Below are 16,782 nucleotides of genomic sequence, written 5' to 3' on the forward strand. Positions count from 1 at the left end.
GCAGCCGGTGGTGACGGATGCGCGGTTCCCGTGCTTCCATGCCCCCGGACGACCGTCGCCCAGTCACCGGGGGGTTCACCGTGGGTAAGCACGCCGCGCCCGAGGGGGCAACGGCCGACCCGATCGTCGCCGACGCGCTCGCGCACCGGCCGCCGGGAGCCGCGCACCACGCGGCGGTCCAGGGGCCGGTCGGCTGGCCGGGCACGCCGGCCGAGGAGGGCGGCGGGCTGGGCTGGCCCGCCGATCTGGGCGGCGACGGGGCGGACGAGGACGACAGCGCGTCCGAGGAGCCCGCACCACCGGCCCCCGCGCCGGCCGCCGCGGCGCGCCGCGGGTGGCGGCGGCTGCTCGGGACGAGCCGGGTCGCCTAGGCGGGGGAGCCGTCGTCCCGTCGGGTGCGGCGGTCCAGCTCGCGCAGGAACTCGGGGTCGTCGTCCGGCGCCAGGGGCCGCGGGCGGCCCTGCGGACGCTGCGGACGCGGGCTGCGCGGCGGCCGCGGCGCACGCAGGCCTCCACCCGGCCGCCCGGGGGCGGCAGCCGCCCGCATGACCAGCACGACGATCGCCACGGCGATCACGAGCACCACCAGGAACACCACGGTTGAACCCCCTCGTCGGCACCCAGCGTACGTCCGCGGCGATACTCGGTGCCGGACGAACGAACATCTCTGGACCGCACCCGGACAGGAGCCCGCCATCGACGCCGTGGACGAGCAGCTCATCGACCTCCTGCGGGCCAACGGCCGGGCGAGCTACGCCGAGCTGGCCCGGCAGGTCGGCCTGTCCTCGCCGGCCGTGCACGAGCGCGTCGGCAAGCTCGAGGCGGCCGGCGTGATCACCGGCTACCGCGCGGTCGTCGACCCGGCCGCCGTGGGCCTGGACGTCACCGCGCTGGTCAGCGTGATCGAGAGCGACGCGGTGGACGACACCGGTGTCGAGGCGGCGATGCGCGACGTCCCCGGCATCGAGGACTGCTGGCGGGTCGCCGGCAGCGAGGGGTACGTGCTCAAGGTGCGCGTGACGGACATCCCGGCACTCGAGGCCACCATCAGCGCGTTGAACCGGATCAGGGGTGTCGCCCGCACCCGCACCACGGTGGTGCTCTCCACGAAATGGGAAGGCCGACATGGCTGAGAACCGTCCCGTCCCCCCCGGCCCGTCGGGGGGACCGGCGACACCGCCGAAGATCCTGCCCTGGCTGCTGATCTACACGGTGGGCCGGTTCGCGATCGCCGCCGCGCTCGTCCTGATCCTCTGGATGCTGGGGCTGGGCAGCTTCCCCGGCCTGCTGTTCGGCCTGCTGCTGTCCATGCCGGTGTCCTACCTGCTGCTGCGGCCCTCCCGCGACCGGCTCACCGAGGCCCTCGCGGCCCGCAGCGTCGCGCGCAAGGCGGCCAAGGAGGACCTGCGCACCCGGCTGAGCGGGAACGAGTAGCCCGCTCAGCCGCTCAGCGCGAGCCCCGCGCCCAGCAGCACGCCGGTCCCCAGCGTCAGCTGCCCGGTGCCCTGCAGCGCCGCGATGAGGGCCGGCCCCCGCCCACCGGACAGGACCGTGCGCGCCGGCGGGACGGCGAGGGGCGCGGCCAGGAGGCCGAGCAGCGCCCAGGGCCGGACGACGCCGACGGCGAGGACCACCACGAACGCGGCGACGAACAGGTCGACGAACAGGTACCGGGTGGCCCGGTCGCCCAGCAGCACGGCGAGGGTGCGCTTGCCCGCCGTCGCGTCGCCGTCGATGTCGCGCAGGTTGTTGACCACCAGGATGGCGACGATCAGCAGCCCGATCGGCACCGAGACGGCGATCGCCAGGCCCTCGATCCCGCCGGTCTGCACGAACGTCGTGCCGACGACGGCGACCGGGCCGAAGAAGACGAAGACGAACACCTCGCCCAGCGCGCGGTAGCCGTAGGGGGCCGGCCCGCCGGTGTAGGTCCACGCGGCGAGGATGCAGACGGCGCCCACCGCCACCAGCCACCAGCTGGACAGGGCGGCCAGCGCCAGCCCGGCCACCGCCGCGACGCCGAAGGAGAGGCACGCGGCGACGAGGACCTGTTGCGGCGTGGCGGCACCGGAGCCCACCAGCCGCATGGGCCCGACCCGGTCGGCGTCGGTCCCGCGCTTGCCGTCGGAGTAGTCGTTGGCGTAGTTGACCGCCACCTGCAGGGCGAGCGCGACCACCAGGGCGAGCAGGGCCGCGGGCAGGTCGAAGCCGTCGAGGGCGGCCGCCGCGCCGCTGCCCACGAGGACCGGGGCGAGCGCGGCCGGGAGGGTCTTCGGCCGGGCGCCGGCGATCCACTGGGCGGGGGTGGCCATCAGACCTCCGGGGTCAGGGCGGCGACCGCGCGGCGGTCGGGCTTGCCGGTGTGCAGGAGGGGCAGCTCGTCGAGCAGGTGCAGCTGCCGGGGCGCGGCCGCCGCGCCCAGTCTCCCGGCCACCCAGGCGCGCAACGCCGCCAGGTCCGGTGTCCTCCCGGGCGCCGGGACGACCGCCGCGACCACGCGCTGGCCCCACTTCTCGTCCGGGCGGCCGAAGACCACGGCGTCCACGACGTCCGGGTGCTCCCGGAGCGCGGCCTCCACGGCGGCCGGGGCGACGTTCACGCCGCCGGAGATGACGACGTCGTCCAGCCGGCCGGTGACGGTCAGCCGGCCGTCGGCGTCGAGCGTGCCGGCGTCCCGGGTCCGGAACCAGCCGCCGCCGAACGCGGCCTCGGTCGCAGCGGGATCCAGCCGGTAGCCCAGCGCGACGGTGGGGCCCGCCAACTCCACGCCACCACCGCCGGGTCCTGCGGGCCCGTCGGTCACCCGCACCCGGACGCCGTCCAGCGGCAGACCGTCGTACACGCAGCCGCCGGCGGTCTCGGTCATGCCGTAGGTGGTCACGACGTGGACGCCGGCCTCCCGCGCGCGCTCGCGCAGGGCGGCGTCGGTGGCGGCGCCGCCCACCAGGACCGCGTCGAAGGCCCGGAGCGCGGCGGGCTCCTCGTCCAGGTAGCGGCGCAGCTGCGTGGGCACCAGGGACGTGTACCGGCGACCGGCCGGCATGCGCCGCACCGCGTCGGCGAGCGGCTCGCCCCTGGCCAGCAGCTCGGCCCGCGTGCCCGCGAGGAGGCTGCGGCAGAGCACCTGCAGCCCGGCGATCGCCGACACCGGCAGCGCCAGGAGCCAGCTGCCCCGCCCGCCCAGCCGCTCGTGGGTGGCGGCCGCCGAGGCCTCCAGCGCGGCGGTGGGGAGCAGGACGCCCCGGCCGCCGCCGGTCGAGCCCGAGGTGACGACGACGAGGTCGGCGCCGGGCTCGAGGGGCTCGTCCGGCCGGAGCACCGCGAGAGCGGCGTCGACGACGGCGGGAGGACCGGCGGGCAGCACGGCGAGGGGCTGCCGCCCGTCGAGGGCGGCGCGCAGGTGGTCGGGGGTCAGCTCGGCGGCGGGCACGGGGGTGAGGTGCCTGGCCACGAGGGGCAAGCCTACGACCCTGCCCAACTAGGCTGTTCCGGTGATGACCGCCGTGTACTCGGTGCCGCTGCGCACCCGTTTCCGCGGCATCGACGTCCGCGACGGGGTGCTCGTGCAGGGGCCGGCGGGCTGGGGCGAGTTCTCCCCGTTCTGGGACTACGACGTCGACGAGAGCCGCCGGTGGTGGGCCGCCGCCGTCGAGTCGGCCGTCGAGGGGTGGCCGGAGCCGGTGCGCTCGGCGGTACCGGTGAACGTCACGGTGCCCGCGGTCGACGCCGAGCGGGCGCACGCGATCGTCAGCGCCTCCGGGTGCCGCACCGCCAAGGTGAAGGTCGCCGAGCCGGGCCAGACCACGGCCGACGACCTGGCTCGGGTGGAGGCGGTCCGCGACGCCCTGGGACCGGCCGGCGCGATCCGGGTCGACGCCAACGCGGCCTGGGACGTCGACACGGCGGTGGCACGCATCGGCGAGCTCGACCGCGTCGGCCTGGAGTACGTCGAGCAGCCCTGCGCCACGCTCGAGGAGCTGGCGGCGCTGCGCCGGAGGATCGACGTCCGGGTCGCCGCCGACGAGGTGGTCCGCCGCTCGGCCGACCCGCTGCGCGTCGACCTGCGCGAGGCGTGCGACGTCGTCGTCCTCAAGGTCCAGCCGCTGGGCGGGGTGCGGGCGGCGCTGCGGGTCGCCGAGGCGCACGGCCTGCCGTGCGTCGTCTCCTCGGCGCTGGAGAGCTCGGTCGGGATCGCCGCTGGGGTGGCGCTGGCCGCGGCCCTGCCGGAGCTGCCCTTCGCCTGCGGGCTCGCCACGGTCGCCCTGTTCACCGACGACGTGACGTCCGCGCCCCTGCTTCCGGTCGACGGCGAGCTGCCGGTGGTGCGACCGGAGCCGGACCGGCTCGACGCGGTCGCCGCCGACGCGGGCACCGAGGCCCGCTGGCGGGCGCGGCTCGACGCGGTGGCGGCCGCGTGAACCCGTCCACCGCGTTCGCCCGGGTGCTGGTCGACGAGCTGGTCCGGGGCGGCGTGACCGACGCCGTGCTGGCACCCGGCTCCCGCTCGGCGCCGGTCGCGCTGGCGCTCGCCGCCGCCGAGCGGGACGGGCGGCTGCGGCTGCACGTCCGCATCGACGAGCGGACGGCGGCGTTCCTCGCGCTCGGTCTGGCGAAGGCGTCGGGCCGGCCGGTGCCCGTGCTGACCACGTCCGGGACCGCGGCCGCGCACCTGCACGCCGCCGTCCTGGAGGCCGACGCCAGCGGGGTGCCGCTGCTGGCGCTGACCGCCGACCGGCCGCCGGAGCTACGGGCGACCGGCGCGAACCAGACCATCGAGCAGGCCGGGCTGTACGGCGGCGCCGTGCGGTGGGCGGCCGACGTCGGCGTGCCCGAGGAGGGCCGCGAGGAGGCGCAGAACCGGTACTGGCGGTCGCTGACCGCCAAGGCGCTGCTCACCGCGAGGGGTGCGCTCTCGGCCGACCCGGGACCGGTGCACCTGAACCTCGCGCTGCGCGAGCCGCTGGTGCCGGACCACGACGCAGCGGACCTCACCGGCCCCTGGGCGGGGCGCCCGGACGGCGCCCCGTGGACGGCTGCGGTTCCCGTGCACGCCGGTTCCGGCGGGGCTCCCGGCCGCGGGCGCCGCACGCTCGTGGTGGTCGGTGACGGCCCGGCCGCGCTCGGCAGGGAGGCCGCGGAGCTCGGCTCGACGTTCGGCTGGCCCGTCGTCGCGGAGCCCTCGAGCGGGGCGTGGGGGACGGATGCCGTGCGTGCCGGTGCCCTGGTGCTGGGCGCGCGGGAGTGGCTGTCGGAGCACCGGCCCGAGCGGGTGCTGGTGGTCGGCCGCCCGACGCTGTCCCGGCCGGTCACCGCACTGCTCGCCGATCCCGCCGTCCACGTGGAGACGGTGACCGCGTCACCGCGCTGGGCCGACGCCGTCCGCAGCAGCGGCTCCGTGGCCGCCACGCTGGGTGGGGGGCACGGCCGCGAGGCGACCGACCTGTCGTGGGTGGGCGAGTGGCAGCGTGCGGGGAGCGCCGTGGGTGCCGCGGTCGACGAACTGCTCGACGCCCGCCCGGAGTTCACCGCGGCCCGGCTCGCGCGGGACGTCGTCGCGGCGCTGCCGTCCGGCGCCCTCCTGGTGCTCGGGTCGTCGACGCCGGTGCGCGACGTCGACCGCCTCGCGGTGCCGCGCGCCGACCTCACCGTGCTCGCCAACCGGGGCGTCGCCGGCATCGACGGGACCGTCTCGACGGCCGTGGGTGCCGCCACGGTCCACGGCGGTCCGGCGTTCGCGCTGATGGGCGACCTGACGTTCCTGCACGACCTGACGGGGCTGCTGCTCGGCGAGGGCGAGCCCGCGCCGGACCTGACGGTCGTCGTCCCGGACAACGACGGCGGCGGGATCTTCGCCCAGCTCGAGCCGGGGCAGGACCGGCACGCGCGCGACTACCGCCGCGTGTTCGGCACGCCGCACGGGCGCGACCTGGTGGCGGTGGCGCAGTCGCTGGGCTGGGCGGCGACGCGCATCTCCTCGCCGTCGGAGCTGCCCGGTGCGCTGGGCCTGGGCGGTCCGAGGGTCGTCGTCGTCCGGACCGACCAGCGGGCCGAGGCCGCGCTCGCCGTCGAGCTGCGCGCCGCTGCGGCGGCCGCGCTCGCCTAGCCCTCGAGAGCCGCCTGGAACGCGGCGAACTTCGACTGCGTCTCGGCCAGCTCCGCGGCCGGGTCGGAACCGGCCACGATGCCGCAGCCGGCGAACAGCCGGGCGCTGTCGTCGCCGACCAGCTCTGCGCAGCGCAGGGCCAGGCCGAACTCGCCGTCACCGCGGGCGTCGAGCCAGCCGACCGGCCCCGCGTAGCGGCCGCGGTCCATGCCCTCGAGTTCCGCGATGACCGCGACGGCGTCCGGGGTGGGGGTGCCACCGACGGCGGCGGTCGGGTGCACCGCACCGATGAGCTCGAGCAGCCCGGCCCGGCCGCGCTGCCTGCCGGTGACGTCGCTGGCGAGGTGCCGCACGTTGGCCAGGGTGAGCAGCTGTGGCTCCGCGGGTGCGTCGAGCGCGGAGCAGTGGGGCTCCAGCGCCCGGACGAGCGAGTCGACGGCCAGCGCGTGCTCGGCCCGGTCCTTGGCCGAGCCGATGAGGGCGGCGGCCAGCCGCTCGTCGTCCGCGCCGGCGCCGCGCGGAGCCGTGCCGGCGAGGACGCGCGCCGACAGCTCGCGGCCGGTCCGCCGGAGCAGGAGCTCGGGGGTGGCGCCCAGGAGCCCGTCGACGGAGAACGTCCAGCAGTCGGGGAAGCGCTCGGCCAGCCGGCGCAGCAGCCGCCGCGGGTCGAGTGGGACGTCGGCGGAGACGAGCAGGTCGCGGGCGAGCACGACCTTCTGCAGCTCGCCGGCGTCGATGCGCTTCACGGCGGTGGCGACGGCGGCGCACCAGCTCGCGGGGTCCATCGCCCCGTCGGCGTAGCGCAGTCGCGGTGCCGGTCCGTCGTCGGTGCGCGCGGGGAGGAGGACGTCGCGCGGGTCGACGTCGCCGACCGTCGTCAGCCAGGCGACGCCGTCCCGCCGTCCGAGCACCACCTCGGGGACGAGGAAGACCGACGTCCCGGCGACCGGGTCGAAGGCGATGCTGGCGAACAGGACCGGTCCCGAGCCGGGGACGGTCAGCTCGTCGTCGGTGTCGAGGCCGGCGGTGAAGGCCGCCCACCAGCCGGCCGCCTCCTCGAGCGCGCGCGGCCCGCTGACCTCCAGCCGGGCGGCCTCGCCCCAGCCGACCAGGCCCTCGCTGCGGCGCACCCAGGAGAGCGCGCCCTCTGCCGGGAGCCGGTCCAGCAGCTCGCCGACGGCCTCCGTGCAGACGGTCGTGACGGTGCGCGCGGCCGCTGCCGGGGAGGTCAGAGCCGCTGCCGTCACGACCCCAGCGTAGGCAGCCCGGTAGCGTCGGTGCCGTGGGAGACCGGCGAGACAGCGCACACACCGCCGGCGTGAGGGCGGGGCTGGACAAGCGGCCGGCCGACGTCGCGGCGATGTTCGACCGGGTCGCCAAGCGCTACGACGTCACCAACACGGTCCTCTCGGGCGGCCTGGACGCCTCCTGGCGGCGAGCCACGCGCGAGGCGCTGGGCGCGCGGCCGGGGCAGACGGTCCTCGACGTCGCTGCCGGGACGGCGGTGTCCACGGTCGAGCTGGCTGCGGGCGGCGTGACGGCGATCGCCTGCGACTTCTCCCAGGGCATGCTGCGCGCGGGTGCGGCGCGACCGGTGCCCAAGGTGGCCGGCGACGCGATGGCGCTGCCGCTGGCCGACGAGAGCGTGGACGGCGTCGTCATCTCCTTCGGCCTGCGCAACGTGGCCGACCCGTCAGCGGCGCTGCGCGAGTTCCACCGGGTCACCCGGCCGGGCGGGACGCTGGTGATCTGCGAGTTCTCCTCGCCGACGTGGACGCCGTTCCGCACCGTGTACACCGAGTACCTCATGAAGGCGTTGCCGCGGATCGCCCGCGCGGTGTCGAGCAACCCGGAGGCCTACGTCTACCTCGCCGAGTCGATCCGCGCCTGGCCGGACCAGGCCGCTCTCGCGGCGAGGGTGCAGGAGGCCGGCTGGGACGACGTCGCGTGGCACAACCTCACCGGCGGCATCGTCGCCCTCCACCGCGCTCGGCGGTCAGAAAGCTCGCGCGCGTCCTGACCGTCGCCTCCTCGCGAGGACGACGAGCAGTTCCGCCACGCTCCAGCCGACCAGGACGACGAGCGCCACGACCCACCGGTCCAGCACCGCGGCCGTGACGGCGCCGGTCGTCCCCCGCCAGGCCGAGCAGTAGCTCGGGCCCGTGGATCGGTCGGGTCGTCACTCCGCCATCCTGCAGCACTCAGGAATTGTCGTATCCCGAACGTATGTTCGACCCGTGGTCGTCGCGCAGCCCTACCGCAGCCCCGTAGAGGGGCTGCTGCTCGACTGGGCGTTGGAGCGTGACGTCACGATCGAGCGGTTGCCCGTCGAGGCGATGACGGCGGGGCAGCTCGCCGCCGAGCTCCAGCGGCTGCAGGCCCGCAAGGCGATGGATGCCGCCTACGAGGCGGAACTGATCATGGCGCTCGCGGCCGATCGGCCCGACACCGACGACCCGCCACCGGGGCACCCCGGCGCGCGGCGCCGGGGCCCCGGGTCGCCGGTGCCCGGGACGAGCGAGTTCCTGCCCGACGAGCTGGCCCTGGTCCTGAACTGCTCACGCGTCTTCGCGGCCGGCGTGCTGTCCGATGCCTGGGTGCTGACGGGGCGGATGCCGGCGGTGCAGGCAGCGTGCGCCGCGGGCGAGCTGGACTGGTGGCGGGCGCGGGTCTTCGCGGACGTGCTGGGAACCGCCTCCGACGAGGTGATCGCCGCCGTCGTCCCCGCCGTGCTGCCGGAGGCGGCCGGCCTCTCGTCGGGGCGGCTGCGCCGCCGGCTGATCGCCGCGGCGGTCGCCGCGGACGAGGAGTTCGCCGAGAGACGACGGATCGAGGCCGAACGACGCGCGGAGGTACGGGTCCGGCCGACCCAGGACGGGATGTCGGTGCTGTCGAGCGAGCTGCCCTCTCCGATCGGCGCGGCGATGTGGTCGGCGATCGACGCGGCAGCGCAGCTCGCGCGCACCGCGGGGGACGACCGGCCGATCGGGCTGCTCCGGGCCGAGGCGCACGCGGCGATGGTGCTGAACCCCGGCGGCTCGCCGTCCGGCCCCGGCTTCACGGCGCAGGTCACGGTGCTGGCGCCGTTGGCGGCGTTGCACCCCCGCGGCAAGGCCGACCTCGGCGTCGATTCGGGCCCGGCCGCGGCAGGCGTGCCCATCACCGCCGCGCACCTGCGCGAGCTGATGACCCAGCTGGGTGCGCTCGGCGTGCAGACACCACCCGGCGGCAGTCTCGAGGTCGCGTTCACGGGCCACGACGGCGCGCTGCTGGCGACGGCGACCGCCGGTGGGCTCGCGCGGCTGGCGGCACGAGGCTGCCCGACGCACGGTCGGGACGTCACCTGCGCCTGCCCCGTTCTCGCGGCGCCGCCCGCGGTCGAGAGGTACGAGCCGACCGCAACGCAGGTGCGGTTCCTCAGGCTGCGGGACCGCACCTGCCGGCATCCCGGCTGCTCCCAGCCCGCCGGGCGCACGGACGCCGACCACGTCGTGGCCTACGACTGCGGTGGACGGACCGGGTGCGAGAACCTCTGCTGCCTGTGCCGGACGCACCACCGGCTGAAGACCTTCGCCCGGAACTGGCGCTTCGAGCTCTCGCCCGACGGGACCCTCCGGGTCACCACCCCGAGCGGCGTCACCCGGTGCACCCGGCCGCCGGGCCTACGCCACCCCGTGGAGCAACGAGCCCTGCCGGCACCCCCGCCACCTCCGCGCCCACGCGAGGAACCGCCGCCCTTCTGACGAAGGGCACCTCGGCGGTAGGCCGGCCGCTTCCCGGCCGACGTCGGCGTCGCTAGCGTCCAGGCGTGGCCGTCGACCTCTTCGCGGGCCTGCCCGTCACCGACTACGAGCTGTCGCTGACCTGGTACGAGCGGCTGCTGGGCGCCCCGGCGTTCTTCCCCAACGACGTCGAGGCGGTCTGGGAGATCGGCGAGCACCGGTACCTGTACATCGACGTGCGACCCGAGCACGCCGGCCACGCGATGCACACGCTCTTCGTCGACGACCTGGACGCCTGGGTGAGCCGCATCGCCGACCAGGGGATCTCGCCGGCGGAGCAGGAAACCTATGAGAACGGCGTGCGGAAGGTGACCTACCGGGATCCCGACGGCAATGAGATCGGATTGGGCGGCGGCCCGGCGCAGTGAGCTCGCCCGGGGTTCCGGTGCGGCACCTGCGGTCCTAGCGTCGGTCCATGACGACCCCGCCGCCTCCGTCGCCGCAGCCACCGGGTCCCTCGCCGTCGCCGACCGACCCGATCCCGCCGCCGATGCCCGCGCCGTACCCGACACCCGACCCCACCGACCCGTCGGCGCCCCCGCCCGCGCCGATGCCCGAGCCGCTGTAGGACCGGGGCTCCGGTGAGCCGCCGCCCGTTCGCCGACCGCCGCGCCGCGGGACGGGCGCTCGGCGAGCACCTGGCCCGCCGGTCCCTCCCCGCTCCGCTCGTGCTCGGCCTGCCGCGCGGCGGGGTGGTCGTCGCCGCGGAGGTGGCCGCGGCGCTGGCCGCACCGCTCGACGTCCTCGTCGTCCGCAAGCTCGGCCTGCCCGCCCAGCCCGAGCTGGCCATGGGCGCGATCGCCGCCCTCGGCGATGCGGTGGAGACCGTGCGGGTCGAGTCCGTTCTCGCCGCCGCCGGCGTGGGCAGCGCCGCGTTCGACGAGGTGGGGCGGCGGGAGCTCGTGGAGCTGCGGCGGCGGGAGGCCGCCTACCGGGAGGGCCGGCCACCGCCGCCCGTGGCCGGCCGCGCCGTGGTCCTCGTCGACGACGGGTTGGCCACCGGCGCCACCATGCACGCCGCCGTCGTCGCGGCCAGGTCCGCTGGTCCCGCGTCGATCACCGTCGCCGTTCCGGTCGGCTCGCCACGTGCCTGCGACGCCCTCGAACCGTTCGTCGACGACCTGGTCTGCCTGCTGGCCCCGCCGTCCTTCCGGGCCGTCGGGCAGGCGTACGGCGACTTCGGCCAGACCACCGACGAGGAGGTCCGGGACGCGCTCCACGGCGCCGCGCACGGGCTGTGACCGATCGCACCGCCAGGGGGTGCTGTCAGGTTGCTCACATCGCGGCCTAGACTCGGAACGACCGACTTTGTGAACCAATTCACAAGCTCGACCGAGGAGGCGCAGCGTGCCCGGCACGACCGCAGCACCGCTCGACGCGGACGCCCGCGCCGACGTGGTGGTGGTCGGTGCCGGTCCTGCTGGATCCAGCGCCGCGTGGTGGCTGGCGCGGGCCGGGCTCGACGTCGTCGTCCTGGAGAAGGCCGCCTTCCCCCGCGAGAAGGTCTGCGGCGACGGCCTGACCCCGCGCGGGGTCAAGGCTCTGGACGACATGGGCGTCGACACCTCGGGCTGGGTCCGGCACAAGGGGCTCCGGGTCGCCGGCGGGGGCCAGGTCGTCGAGGTCGACTGGCCGCGGCTGGCGAACTGGCCGGGCCACAGCCTGGTGTGCCGGCGCAGCGAGCTCGACGCCCGCCTCGCCGCGCACGCGCAGGCCGCCGGCGCCCGGCTGCACACCGAGGTCACCGTCACCGACCCGCTGCTGGACGAGGCCGGGCGGGTCGCCGGCGTCCGCTACACCGCCGGTCCCGGCAAGGAGCCGGGCGAGATCCGCTCGCGCCTGGTGGTCTCGGCCGAGGGGCTCTCCGGACGGCTCGCCAAGAGCCTGGGGCTGGCCCGCCGCGAGGACCGGCCGCTCGGCGTCGCCGTCCGCCGGTACGTGAGCAGCCCGCGCACCTCGGACGACTACCTCGACATCTCCTTCGACCTCGCGCCGGAGGGCCCCACCTCGGAGTCGATGCCCGGCTACGGCTGGATCTTCGGGATGGGCGACGGCACCGCCAACGTCGGCTTCGGCCTGCTCGACACCCGGCGCTCCGACGGCAGCCACCACCGCGAGGTCCTCCGCCGGTGGCTGGACACCTTCCCCGCCGCGGACCAGCTGGGGGAGGAGCACGCGGTCACGCCGCTGCGCGGGGCCGGGCTCCCCATGGCCCTGCACCGGCAGCCGGCCTACACCCGCGGCCTCCTGCTCACCGGCGACGCCGCCGGCACGGTCAACCCGTTCAACGGCGAGGGCATCAGCTACGCGATGGAGACCGGGCGCATGGCGGCCGAGACCGCGGCCGACGCGCTCTCCCGGCCCGAGGGCCCGGCGCGGGAGTCCGTGCTCCGCCGCTACCCCGAGCTGCTGCGCGCCGCCTACGGGCGGCACCACCGCCTCGGCGTCGGCTTCCTCGCCCTGCTGGCCCGCCCGGACGTCGTCCGGTTCGCCACCGCCCACGGCCTCAAGCGACCGGCGCTGGTGAACGCCGCGCTGCGGCTCATGGGCAACCTCAGCGACGGCCGGGACGGCGACGGCGTGGACCGCGCGATCGCCGTCCTCACACGGCTGGCACCGGCGGTCTGACATGCCACGTCACACGCGTATCGACACGCTCCGCAACCGTCCGGTCCCTGACCGGAACGTGATCGACCTCACCGTAGGGTGCCGCTGATGCTCTCGAACTACGTCCCGATCGTCGGGCTCTTCGCGCTCGCCGCGGCCTTCGCGCTGTTCTCGGTGACGGCCGCTCCCTACGTGGGCCCGCGCCGCTACAACCGCGCCAAGCTCGAGGCCTACGAGTGCGGGATCGAGCCGGTCGACCAGCCGCTCACCGGCGGCCGCTTCCCGGTGAAGTACTACCTCGTCGCGATGCTCTTCATCGTCTTCGACATCGAGATCGTCTTCCTCTACCCGTGGGCCGTGCACAACGAGGCGCTGGGCGTCTTCGGGCTGGTCGAGATGGTCGTCTTCATCGCCACCGTGTTCATCGCCTACGCGTACGTGTGGCGCCGCGGCGGGCTCGACTGGGACTGACAGGGGGCTGACATGGGACTCGAGGAGAAGCTGCCGAGCGGTGTGCTGCTGACCAGCGTGGAGAAGCTGGTCAACTGGACCCGCAAGTCGTCGCTGTGGCCGGCGACCTTCGGCCTGGCCTGCTGCGCGATCGAGATGATGGCCTCCGGCGCCGGCCGCTACGACCTGGCCCGCTTCGGCATGGAGGTCTTCCGCGCCTCGCCGCGCCAGGCCGACCTGATGATCGTGGCCGGCCGGGTCAGCCAGAAGATGGCGCCGGTCCTGCGCCAGATCTACGACCAGATGCCCGAACCGCGCTGGGTGCTCGCGATGGGCGTCTGCGCGAGCTCCGGCGGCATGTTCAACAACTACGCGATCGTCCAGGGCGTCGACCACATCGTCCCGGTGGACATGTACCTGCCCGGCTGCCCGCCGCGGCCGGAGATGCTCATGGACGCGATCCTCAAGCTGCACCACAAGATCCAGCACGAGCCCCTCGGCGCCAAGCGCGAGCGGCAGCTGGAGCGGGCCCGCGAGGACGGGACGGCCAAGGACCTGCACGTCGAGATGCCCTCGACGGTGCGCGTGGACAAGAAGGCGCGGCGCGCCTACGAGGAGGCGGCCGCCGAGGGCCGCGCCGGGCAGTTCGCCATCGAGCAGCGCGGCGGCAACGCGGTGCTGCTCCCGGAGGAGCGGCCCAGCGGCCTCGGGAAGGCCTGGCGATGACGGGGGCGCGGCGATGAGCAACGACGGCGGATCGAACGTCGTCCCCGGCCGCGAGGGGGCCGGCTACGACGACGCCACCGCGCCGAGCGGCGGCTTCCGGAAGGGCGCCTTCGGCGTCACCGGCAGCGGCGACACCTCCGGCTTCGGCGGGCTCGTGCGGGTCGAGCCGGGCGGCGCGGTCGCGCTGCACTCGACCGACCGGCCCTACGGCGGGTACTTCGACGAGGTCACCGACGCGCTGATCGAGTCGGTGGGCGAGGCCACCTACGCGGCCGCGGTGCAGCGGGTGCTCGTCGACCGCGGCGAGATCACCTACTTCGTCGCCCGCGAGCACCTGCTCACGCTCGTGCGGGCGCTCCGCGACGACGAGGCGCTGCGCTTCGAGCTGTGCAGCAGCGTCTCCGGCGTCGACTACCTCGACAGCGGCGGCCCGGCGACCGGCCCCGACCGCCCGCGGCTGCACGTCGTCTACCACCTGACCTCGATGACCTACCGCCGCCGCATCCGGCTCGAGGTCGCGGTCACCGCCGAGGACCCGCACGTCCCGTCCGTGACCGGCGTCTACCCGACGGCGGACTGGCACGAGCGCGAGACGTGGGACATGTTCGGCGTCGTCTTCGACGGCCACCCGGCGCTGACCCGGATCCTCATGCCGGACGACTGGGACGGGCACCCGCAGCGCAAGGACTACCCCCTCGGCGGCGTCCCCGTGGAGTACCACGGCGCGACCATCCCGCCGCCGGACACGCGACGTGCCTACCGATGAAGGGGGCCTACCGATGAGCACCGTCTACAACGAGGCCGACCCGTACGCCGGCTCCCGGGAGACCACCGAGGGCCGCGTCTACACGGTCACCGGCGGCGACTGGGACCTCACCTTCGCCGACCCGCACGGCGAGGAGCGCCTCGTCGTCAACATGGGCCCGCAGCACCCGTCGACGCACGGCGTCCTCCGGCTGATCCTCGACCTCGAGGGCGAGACGGTGACGAAGGCCCGGACGACGATCGGGTACCTGCACACCGGCATCGAGAAGAACACCGAGTACCGCAACTGGACCCAGGGCACGACGTTCGTGACCCGGATGGACTACCTGAGCCCGCTGTTCAACGAGGCCGCCTACTGCATGGCGGTGGAGAAGCTGCTCGGCATCGAGATCCCGCAGCGCGCGGCGACCATCCGCGTCCTGGTCATGGAGATCAACCGGATCGCCTCCCACCTCGTGGGCCTGGCCACCGGCGGCATGGAGCTCGGCGCGCTCACCGCGATGACCAACGGGTTCCGCGAGCGGGAGATGTGCCTCGACCTGCTCGAGGAGATCACCGGCCTCCGCATGAACCACGCCTACATCCGCCCCGGCGGGCTGGCGCAGGACCTGCCGGAGACGGCGCTGGACTCCATCCGCGAGTTCCTCAAGATCATGCCGAAGCGGATCGCCGACTACCACCGCATGCTCACGGGGCAGCCGATCTGGCAGCGGCGGCTCAAGGACGTCGGCTACCTCGACGTCACCGGCTGCCTCGCCCTCGGCGTCACCGGCCCGGTGCTGCGGTCGGCCGGCCTGCCGTGGGACCTCCGCAAGACCGAGCCCTACCTCGGCTACGAGACCTACGACTTCGAGGTCCCGACCGCCGACACCGCCGACGCCTGGGGCCGCTACCTGGTGCGGATGGCCGAGATCGGCGAGTCGCTCAAGCTCATCGCGCAGGCCGCCGACCGGCTCGAGCCGGGGCCGGTCATGGTCGAGGACCGGAAGATCGCCTGGCCCGCGCAGCTCTCCCTCGGTGCCGACGGGATGGGCAACTCGCTGGAGCACGTGAAGCACATCATGGGCCAGTCGATGGAGGCCCTGATCCACCACTTCAAGCTGGTCACCGAGGGCTTCCGGGTGCCGGCCGGCCAGGTCTACGTGCCGATCGAGTCGCCCCGCGGCGAGCTCGGCTACCACGTGGTCAGCGACGGCAGCACGAGGCCGTGGCGCGTCCACGTGCGCGACCCCAGCTTCGTGAACCTCCAGGCCACGGCGGCGATGAGCGAGGGCGGCATGATCGCCGACGTCATCGCGGCCATCGCATCGATCGACCCGGTCATGGGTGGAGTGGATCGCTGATGAGTGCACTTCCCGGAAGCGCCGAGGGGACCGCGGTCACCGGGCTCGACTCCAGCCCGGTCGAGCCCGCTCCGCTCGACCTGCCGCCGCTGACCGAGCAGACCCGCCTGGAGGCGGCCGAGATCATCGCCCGCTACCCGGTGCCCCGCTCGGCGCTGCTGCCGATGCTGCACCTGGTCCAGTCGGTGCAGGGCTACGTCTCGCCCGAGGGCGTGGCGTTCTGCGCCGACCAGCTCGGCCTCACCAAGGCCGAGGTCGGCGCGGTCGCGACGTTCTACACGATGTACAAGCGCCGTCCCACCGGCCGGCACCTGGTCAGCGTCTGCACGAACACCCTGTGCAGCGTGCTCGGCGGCCAGCGGATCATGGACGCGCTCAGCAGCGACCTCGGCGTGCACCACGACGAGACCACCGCCGACGGGTCGATCACCCTCGAGCACGCCGAGTGCCTCGCGGCCTGCGACTACGCGCCCGTCGTCACCGTCGACTACGAGTTCTACGACCAGCAGGACGTCGACAGCGCCCGCGAGCTGGTGGCCGCCCTGCGCCGCGGCGAGAAGCCGCTGCCCACCCGGGGCGCGCCGCTGACCGACTTCAAGGGCGTCTCCCGGCAGCTGGCCGGCTTCTCCCAGTACGACGACCCCGCGGCCGCCGTCGACGCACCCGGGAACTACGAGCCGACGCTGCGCGGGCTGCGGCTGGCCGAGCAGCGGGGGGAGTCGGCTCCGCCGATGCCCCGGCGGCCCGAGGCCGAGCCCGCCGACCGCGGCGAACCGGCGACGACCGTCGCGCCCTCGGGCCGGACGGGGGAGACGCCGGGCCGCGAGGCGGCCGACGCGCGCGTCGCCGCCGCGGACACCCCGGCCGAGAAGGCCGGCGCGGCCGGCTCGCACCCCGACGCCCCCGAGCCGGCCGGCCGGTCGCTGGCCGACCAGGACGACGGCACCGAGACCCCTGCGGGACAGGAGCCGGGTACCTCCGGCCAGGGTCCCGGGAAGGCCTGATC

The 16,782-nt window shown here is 75.3% G+C and carries 20 protein-coding genes; 16 read left to right on the top strand and 4 right to left on the bottom strand.

From position 1 onward, the window contains the following. Positions 1-80: 80 nt before the first annotated feature. The gene (locus tag ACI78T_RS01645; RefSeq protein ID WP_456556352.1) at positions 81-371 is read left to right on the top strand and encodes a hypothetical protein; all 291 of its coding nucleotides are present in this window, start codon (positions 81-83) and stop codon (positions 369-371) included. Here the strand turns inward: ACI78T_RS01645 and ACI78T_RS01650 are convergent. Next, positions 368-598 carry a hypothetical protein gene (locus tag ACI78T_RS01650; protein WP_456556353.1) on the bottom strand — a complete coding sequence of 77 codons (231 nt, stop codon included), beginning with the start codon at positions 596-598 and terminating at the stop codon, positions 368-370. The two genes, ACI78T_RS01645 and ACI78T_RS01650, sit on opposite strands and share 4 nt — an antisense overlap. A 106-nt stretch (positions 599-704) precedes the next feature. On the opposite strand from ACI78T_RS01650, the gene ACI78T_RS01655 reads away from it, so the two are divergent. Continuing rightward, positions 705-1,133 (top strand): Lrp/AsnC family transcriptional regulator, encoded by a 429-nt coding sequence (locus ACI78T_RS01655; protein WP_456556354.1) that lies wholly within the window; start codon positions 705-707, stop codon positions 1,131-1,133. Further along, positions 1,126-1,434, top strand: coding sequence for a DUF4229 domain-containing protein (locus ACI78T_RS01660; RefSeq protein ID WP_456556355.1), 309 nt, complete (start codon positions 1,126-1,128; stop codon positions 1,432-1,434). Before ACI78T_RS01655 ends, ACI78T_RS01660 begins: the two co-directional genes overlap by 8 nt. A 5-nt stretch (positions 1,435-1,439) precedes the next feature. On the opposite strand, the gene ACI78T_RS01665 is transcribed toward ACI78T_RS01660, so the two are convergent. Both ACI78T_RS01665 and menE read right to left on the bottom strand, forming a co-directional pair. Continuing rightward, on the bottom strand, positions 1,440-2,312 hold the full coding sequence (locus ACI78T_RS01665; protein ID WP_456556356.1) for a 1,4-dihydroxy-2-naphthoate polyprenyltransferase: 873 nt from the start codon (positions 2,310-2,312) through the stop codon (positions 1,440-1,442). Beyond that, positions 2,312-3,451, bottom strand: coding sequence for an o-succinylbenzoate--CoA ligase (gene menE / locus ACI78T_RS01670; protein WP_456556357.1), 1,140 nt, complete (start codon positions 3,449-3,451; stop codon positions 2,312-2,314). Before menE ends, ACI78T_RS01665 begins: the two co-directional genes overlap by 1 nt. A 43-nt stretch (positions 3,452-3,494) precedes the next feature. On the opposite strand from menE, the gene ACI78T_RS01675 reads away from it, so the two are divergent. Continuing rightward, complete coding sequence (locus tag ACI78T_RS01675) at positions 3,495-4,418, top strand: o-succinylbenzoate synthase (protein ID WP_456556508.1); 924 nt, start codon at positions 3,495-3,497, stop codon at positions 4,416-4,418. After that, positions 4,415-6,103, top strand: a complete 1,689-nt coding sequence (gene menD, locus ACI78T_RS01680) for a 2-succinyl-5-enolpyruvyl-6-hydroxy-3-cyclohexene-1-carboxylic-acid synthase (RefSeq protein WP_456556358.1) — start codon at positions 4,415-4,417, stop codon at positions 6,101-6,103. Before ACI78T_RS01675 ends, menD begins: the two co-directional genes overlap by 4 nt. Here the strand turns inward: menD and ACI78T_RS01685 are convergent. Continuing rightward, entirely contained in the window at positions 6,100-7,350 is a 1,251-nt protein-coding gene (locus ACI78T_RS01685; RefSeq protein WP_456556359.1) for an isochorismate synthase, read from the bottom strand. The two genes, menD and ACI78T_RS01685, sit on opposite strands and share 4 nt — an antisense overlap. Positions 7,351-7,385: 35 nt before the next feature. Here ACI78T_RS01685 and ACI78T_RS01690 point away from each other — a divergent pair, with 35 nt between their 5' ends. The 11 genes from ACI78T_RS01690 to nuoE all read left to right on the top strand — a co-directional run bounded on the left by ACI78T_RS01690 (position 7,386) and on the right by nuoE (position 16,780). Continuing rightward, positions 7,386-8,123: a demethylmenaquinone methyltransferase gene (locus ACI78T_RS01690; RefSeq protein WP_456556360.1), complete on the top strand. Its 738-nt coding sequence runs from the start codon at positions 7,386-7,388 to the stop codon at positions 8,121-8,123. 217 nt (positions 8,124-8,340) lie between these two features. Further along, a complete protein-coding gene (locus tag ACI78T_RS01695) occupies positions 8,341-9,846 on the top strand; it encodes a DUF222 domain-containing protein (protein WP_456556361.1) in 1,506 nt (501 codons plus the stop codon). Positions 9,847-9,911: 65 nt separating this feature from the next. Then, positions 9,912-10,253: a VOC family protein gene (locus ACI78T_RS01700; protein ID WP_456556362.1), complete on the top strand. Its 342-nt coding sequence runs from the start codon at positions 9,912-9,914 to the stop codon at positions 10,251-10,253. A gap of 47 nt (positions 10,254-10,300) precedes the next feature. Further along, positions 10,301-10,453 (top strand): hypothetical protein, encoded by a 153-nt coding sequence (locus ACI78T_RS01705; RefSeq protein ID WP_456556363.1) that lies wholly within the window; start codon positions 10,301-10,303, stop codon positions 10,451-10,453. A 13-nt stretch (positions 10,454-10,466) separates the two neighbouring features. After that, positions 10,467-11,126, top strand: coding sequence for a phosphoribosyltransferase (locus tag ACI78T_RS01710; protein WP_456556364.1), 660 nt, complete (start codon positions 10,467-10,469; stop codon positions 11,124-11,126). Between the two features lie 106 nt (positions 11,127-11,232). Beyond that, positions 11,233-12,513 carry a geranylgeranyl reductase family protein gene (locus tag ACI78T_RS01715; protein WP_456556365.1) on the top strand — a complete coding sequence of 427 codons (1,281 nt, stop codon included), beginning with the start codon at positions 11,233-11,235 and terminating at the stop codon, positions 12,511-12,513. A gap of 87 nt (positions 12,514-12,600) precedes the next feature. After that, positions 12,601-12,963 carry an NADH-quinone oxidoreductase subunit A gene (locus ACI78T_RS01720; protein ID WP_164704475.1) on the top strand — a complete coding sequence of 121 codons (363 nt, stop codon included), beginning with the start codon at positions 12,601-12,603 and terminating at the stop codon, positions 12,961-12,963. A 12-nt stretch (positions 12,964-12,975) separates the two neighbouring features. After that, positions 12,976-13,668 carry a NuoB/complex I 20 kDa subunit family protein gene (locus ACI78T_RS01725; protein ID WP_456556366.1) on the top strand — a complete coding sequence of 231 codons (693 nt, stop codon included), beginning with the start codon at positions 12,976-12,978 and terminating at the stop codon, positions 13,666-13,668. A 13-nt stretch (positions 13,669-13,681) separates the two neighbouring features. After that, complete coding sequence (locus ACI78T_RS01730) at positions 13,682-14,434, top strand: NADH-quinone oxidoreductase subunit C (RefSeq protein ID WP_456556367.1); 753 nt, start codon at positions 13,682-13,684, stop codon at positions 14,432-14,434. A gap of 13 nt (positions 14,435-14,447) precedes the next feature. After that, entirely contained in the window at positions 14,448-15,776 is a 1,329-nt protein-coding gene (locus ACI78T_RS01735) for an NADH-quinone oxidoreductase subunit D (RefSeq protein ID WP_456556368.1), read from the top strand. After that, the gene (gene nuoE / locus ACI78T_RS01740) at positions 15,776-16,780 is read left to right on the top strand and encodes an NADH-quinone oxidoreductase subunit NuoE (RefSeq protein ID WP_456556369.1); all 1,005 of its coding nucleotides are present in this window, start codon (positions 15,776-15,778) and stop codon (positions 16,778-16,780) included. Before ACI78T_RS01735 ends, nuoE begins: the two co-directional genes overlap by 1 nt. Positions 16,781-16,782 lie beyond the last annotated feature (2 nt).

It is taken from the genome of Blastococcus sp. SYSU D00922 (genome assembly GCF_054050495.1).

Coding starts and splice junctions, on each gene's coding strand:
- ACI78T_RS01665 (WP_456556356.1), bottom strand. CDS start 2,312: ATGGCCACCCCCGCCCAGTGGATCGCCGGCGCCCGGCCGAAGACCCTC.
- ACI78T_RS01735 (WP_456556368.1), top strand. CDS start 14,448: ATGAGCACCGTCTACAACGAGGCCGACCCGTACGCCGGCTCCCGGGAG.
- ACI78T_RS01660 (WP_456556355.1), top strand. CDS start 1,126: ATGGCTGAGAACCGTCCCGTCCCCCCCGGCCCGTCGGGGGGACCGGCG.
- ACI78T_RS01725 (WP_456556366.1), top strand. CDS start 12,976: ATGGGACTCGAGGAGAAGCTGCCGAGCGGTGTGCTGCTGACCAGCGTG.
- ACI78T_RS01705 (WP_456556363.1), top strand. CDS start 10,301: ATGACGACCCCGCCGCCTCCGTCGCCGCAGCCACCGGGTCCCTCGCCG.
- ACI78T_RS01730 (WP_456556367.1), top strand. CDS start 13,682: ATGAGCAACGACGGCGGATCGAACGTCGTCCCCGGCCGCGAGGGGGCC.
- ACI78T_RS01720 (WP_164704475.1), top strand. CDS start 12,601: ATGCTCTCGAACTACGTCCCGATCGTCGGGCTCTTCGCGCTCGCCGCG.
- nuoE (WP_456556369.1), top strand. CDS start 15,776: ATGAGTGCACTTCCCGGAAGCGCCGAGGGGACCGCGGTCACCGGGCTC.
- ACI78T_RS01675 (WP_456556508.1), top strand. CDS start 3,495: ATGACCGCCGTGTACTCGGTGCCGCTGCGCACCCGTTTCCGCGGCATC.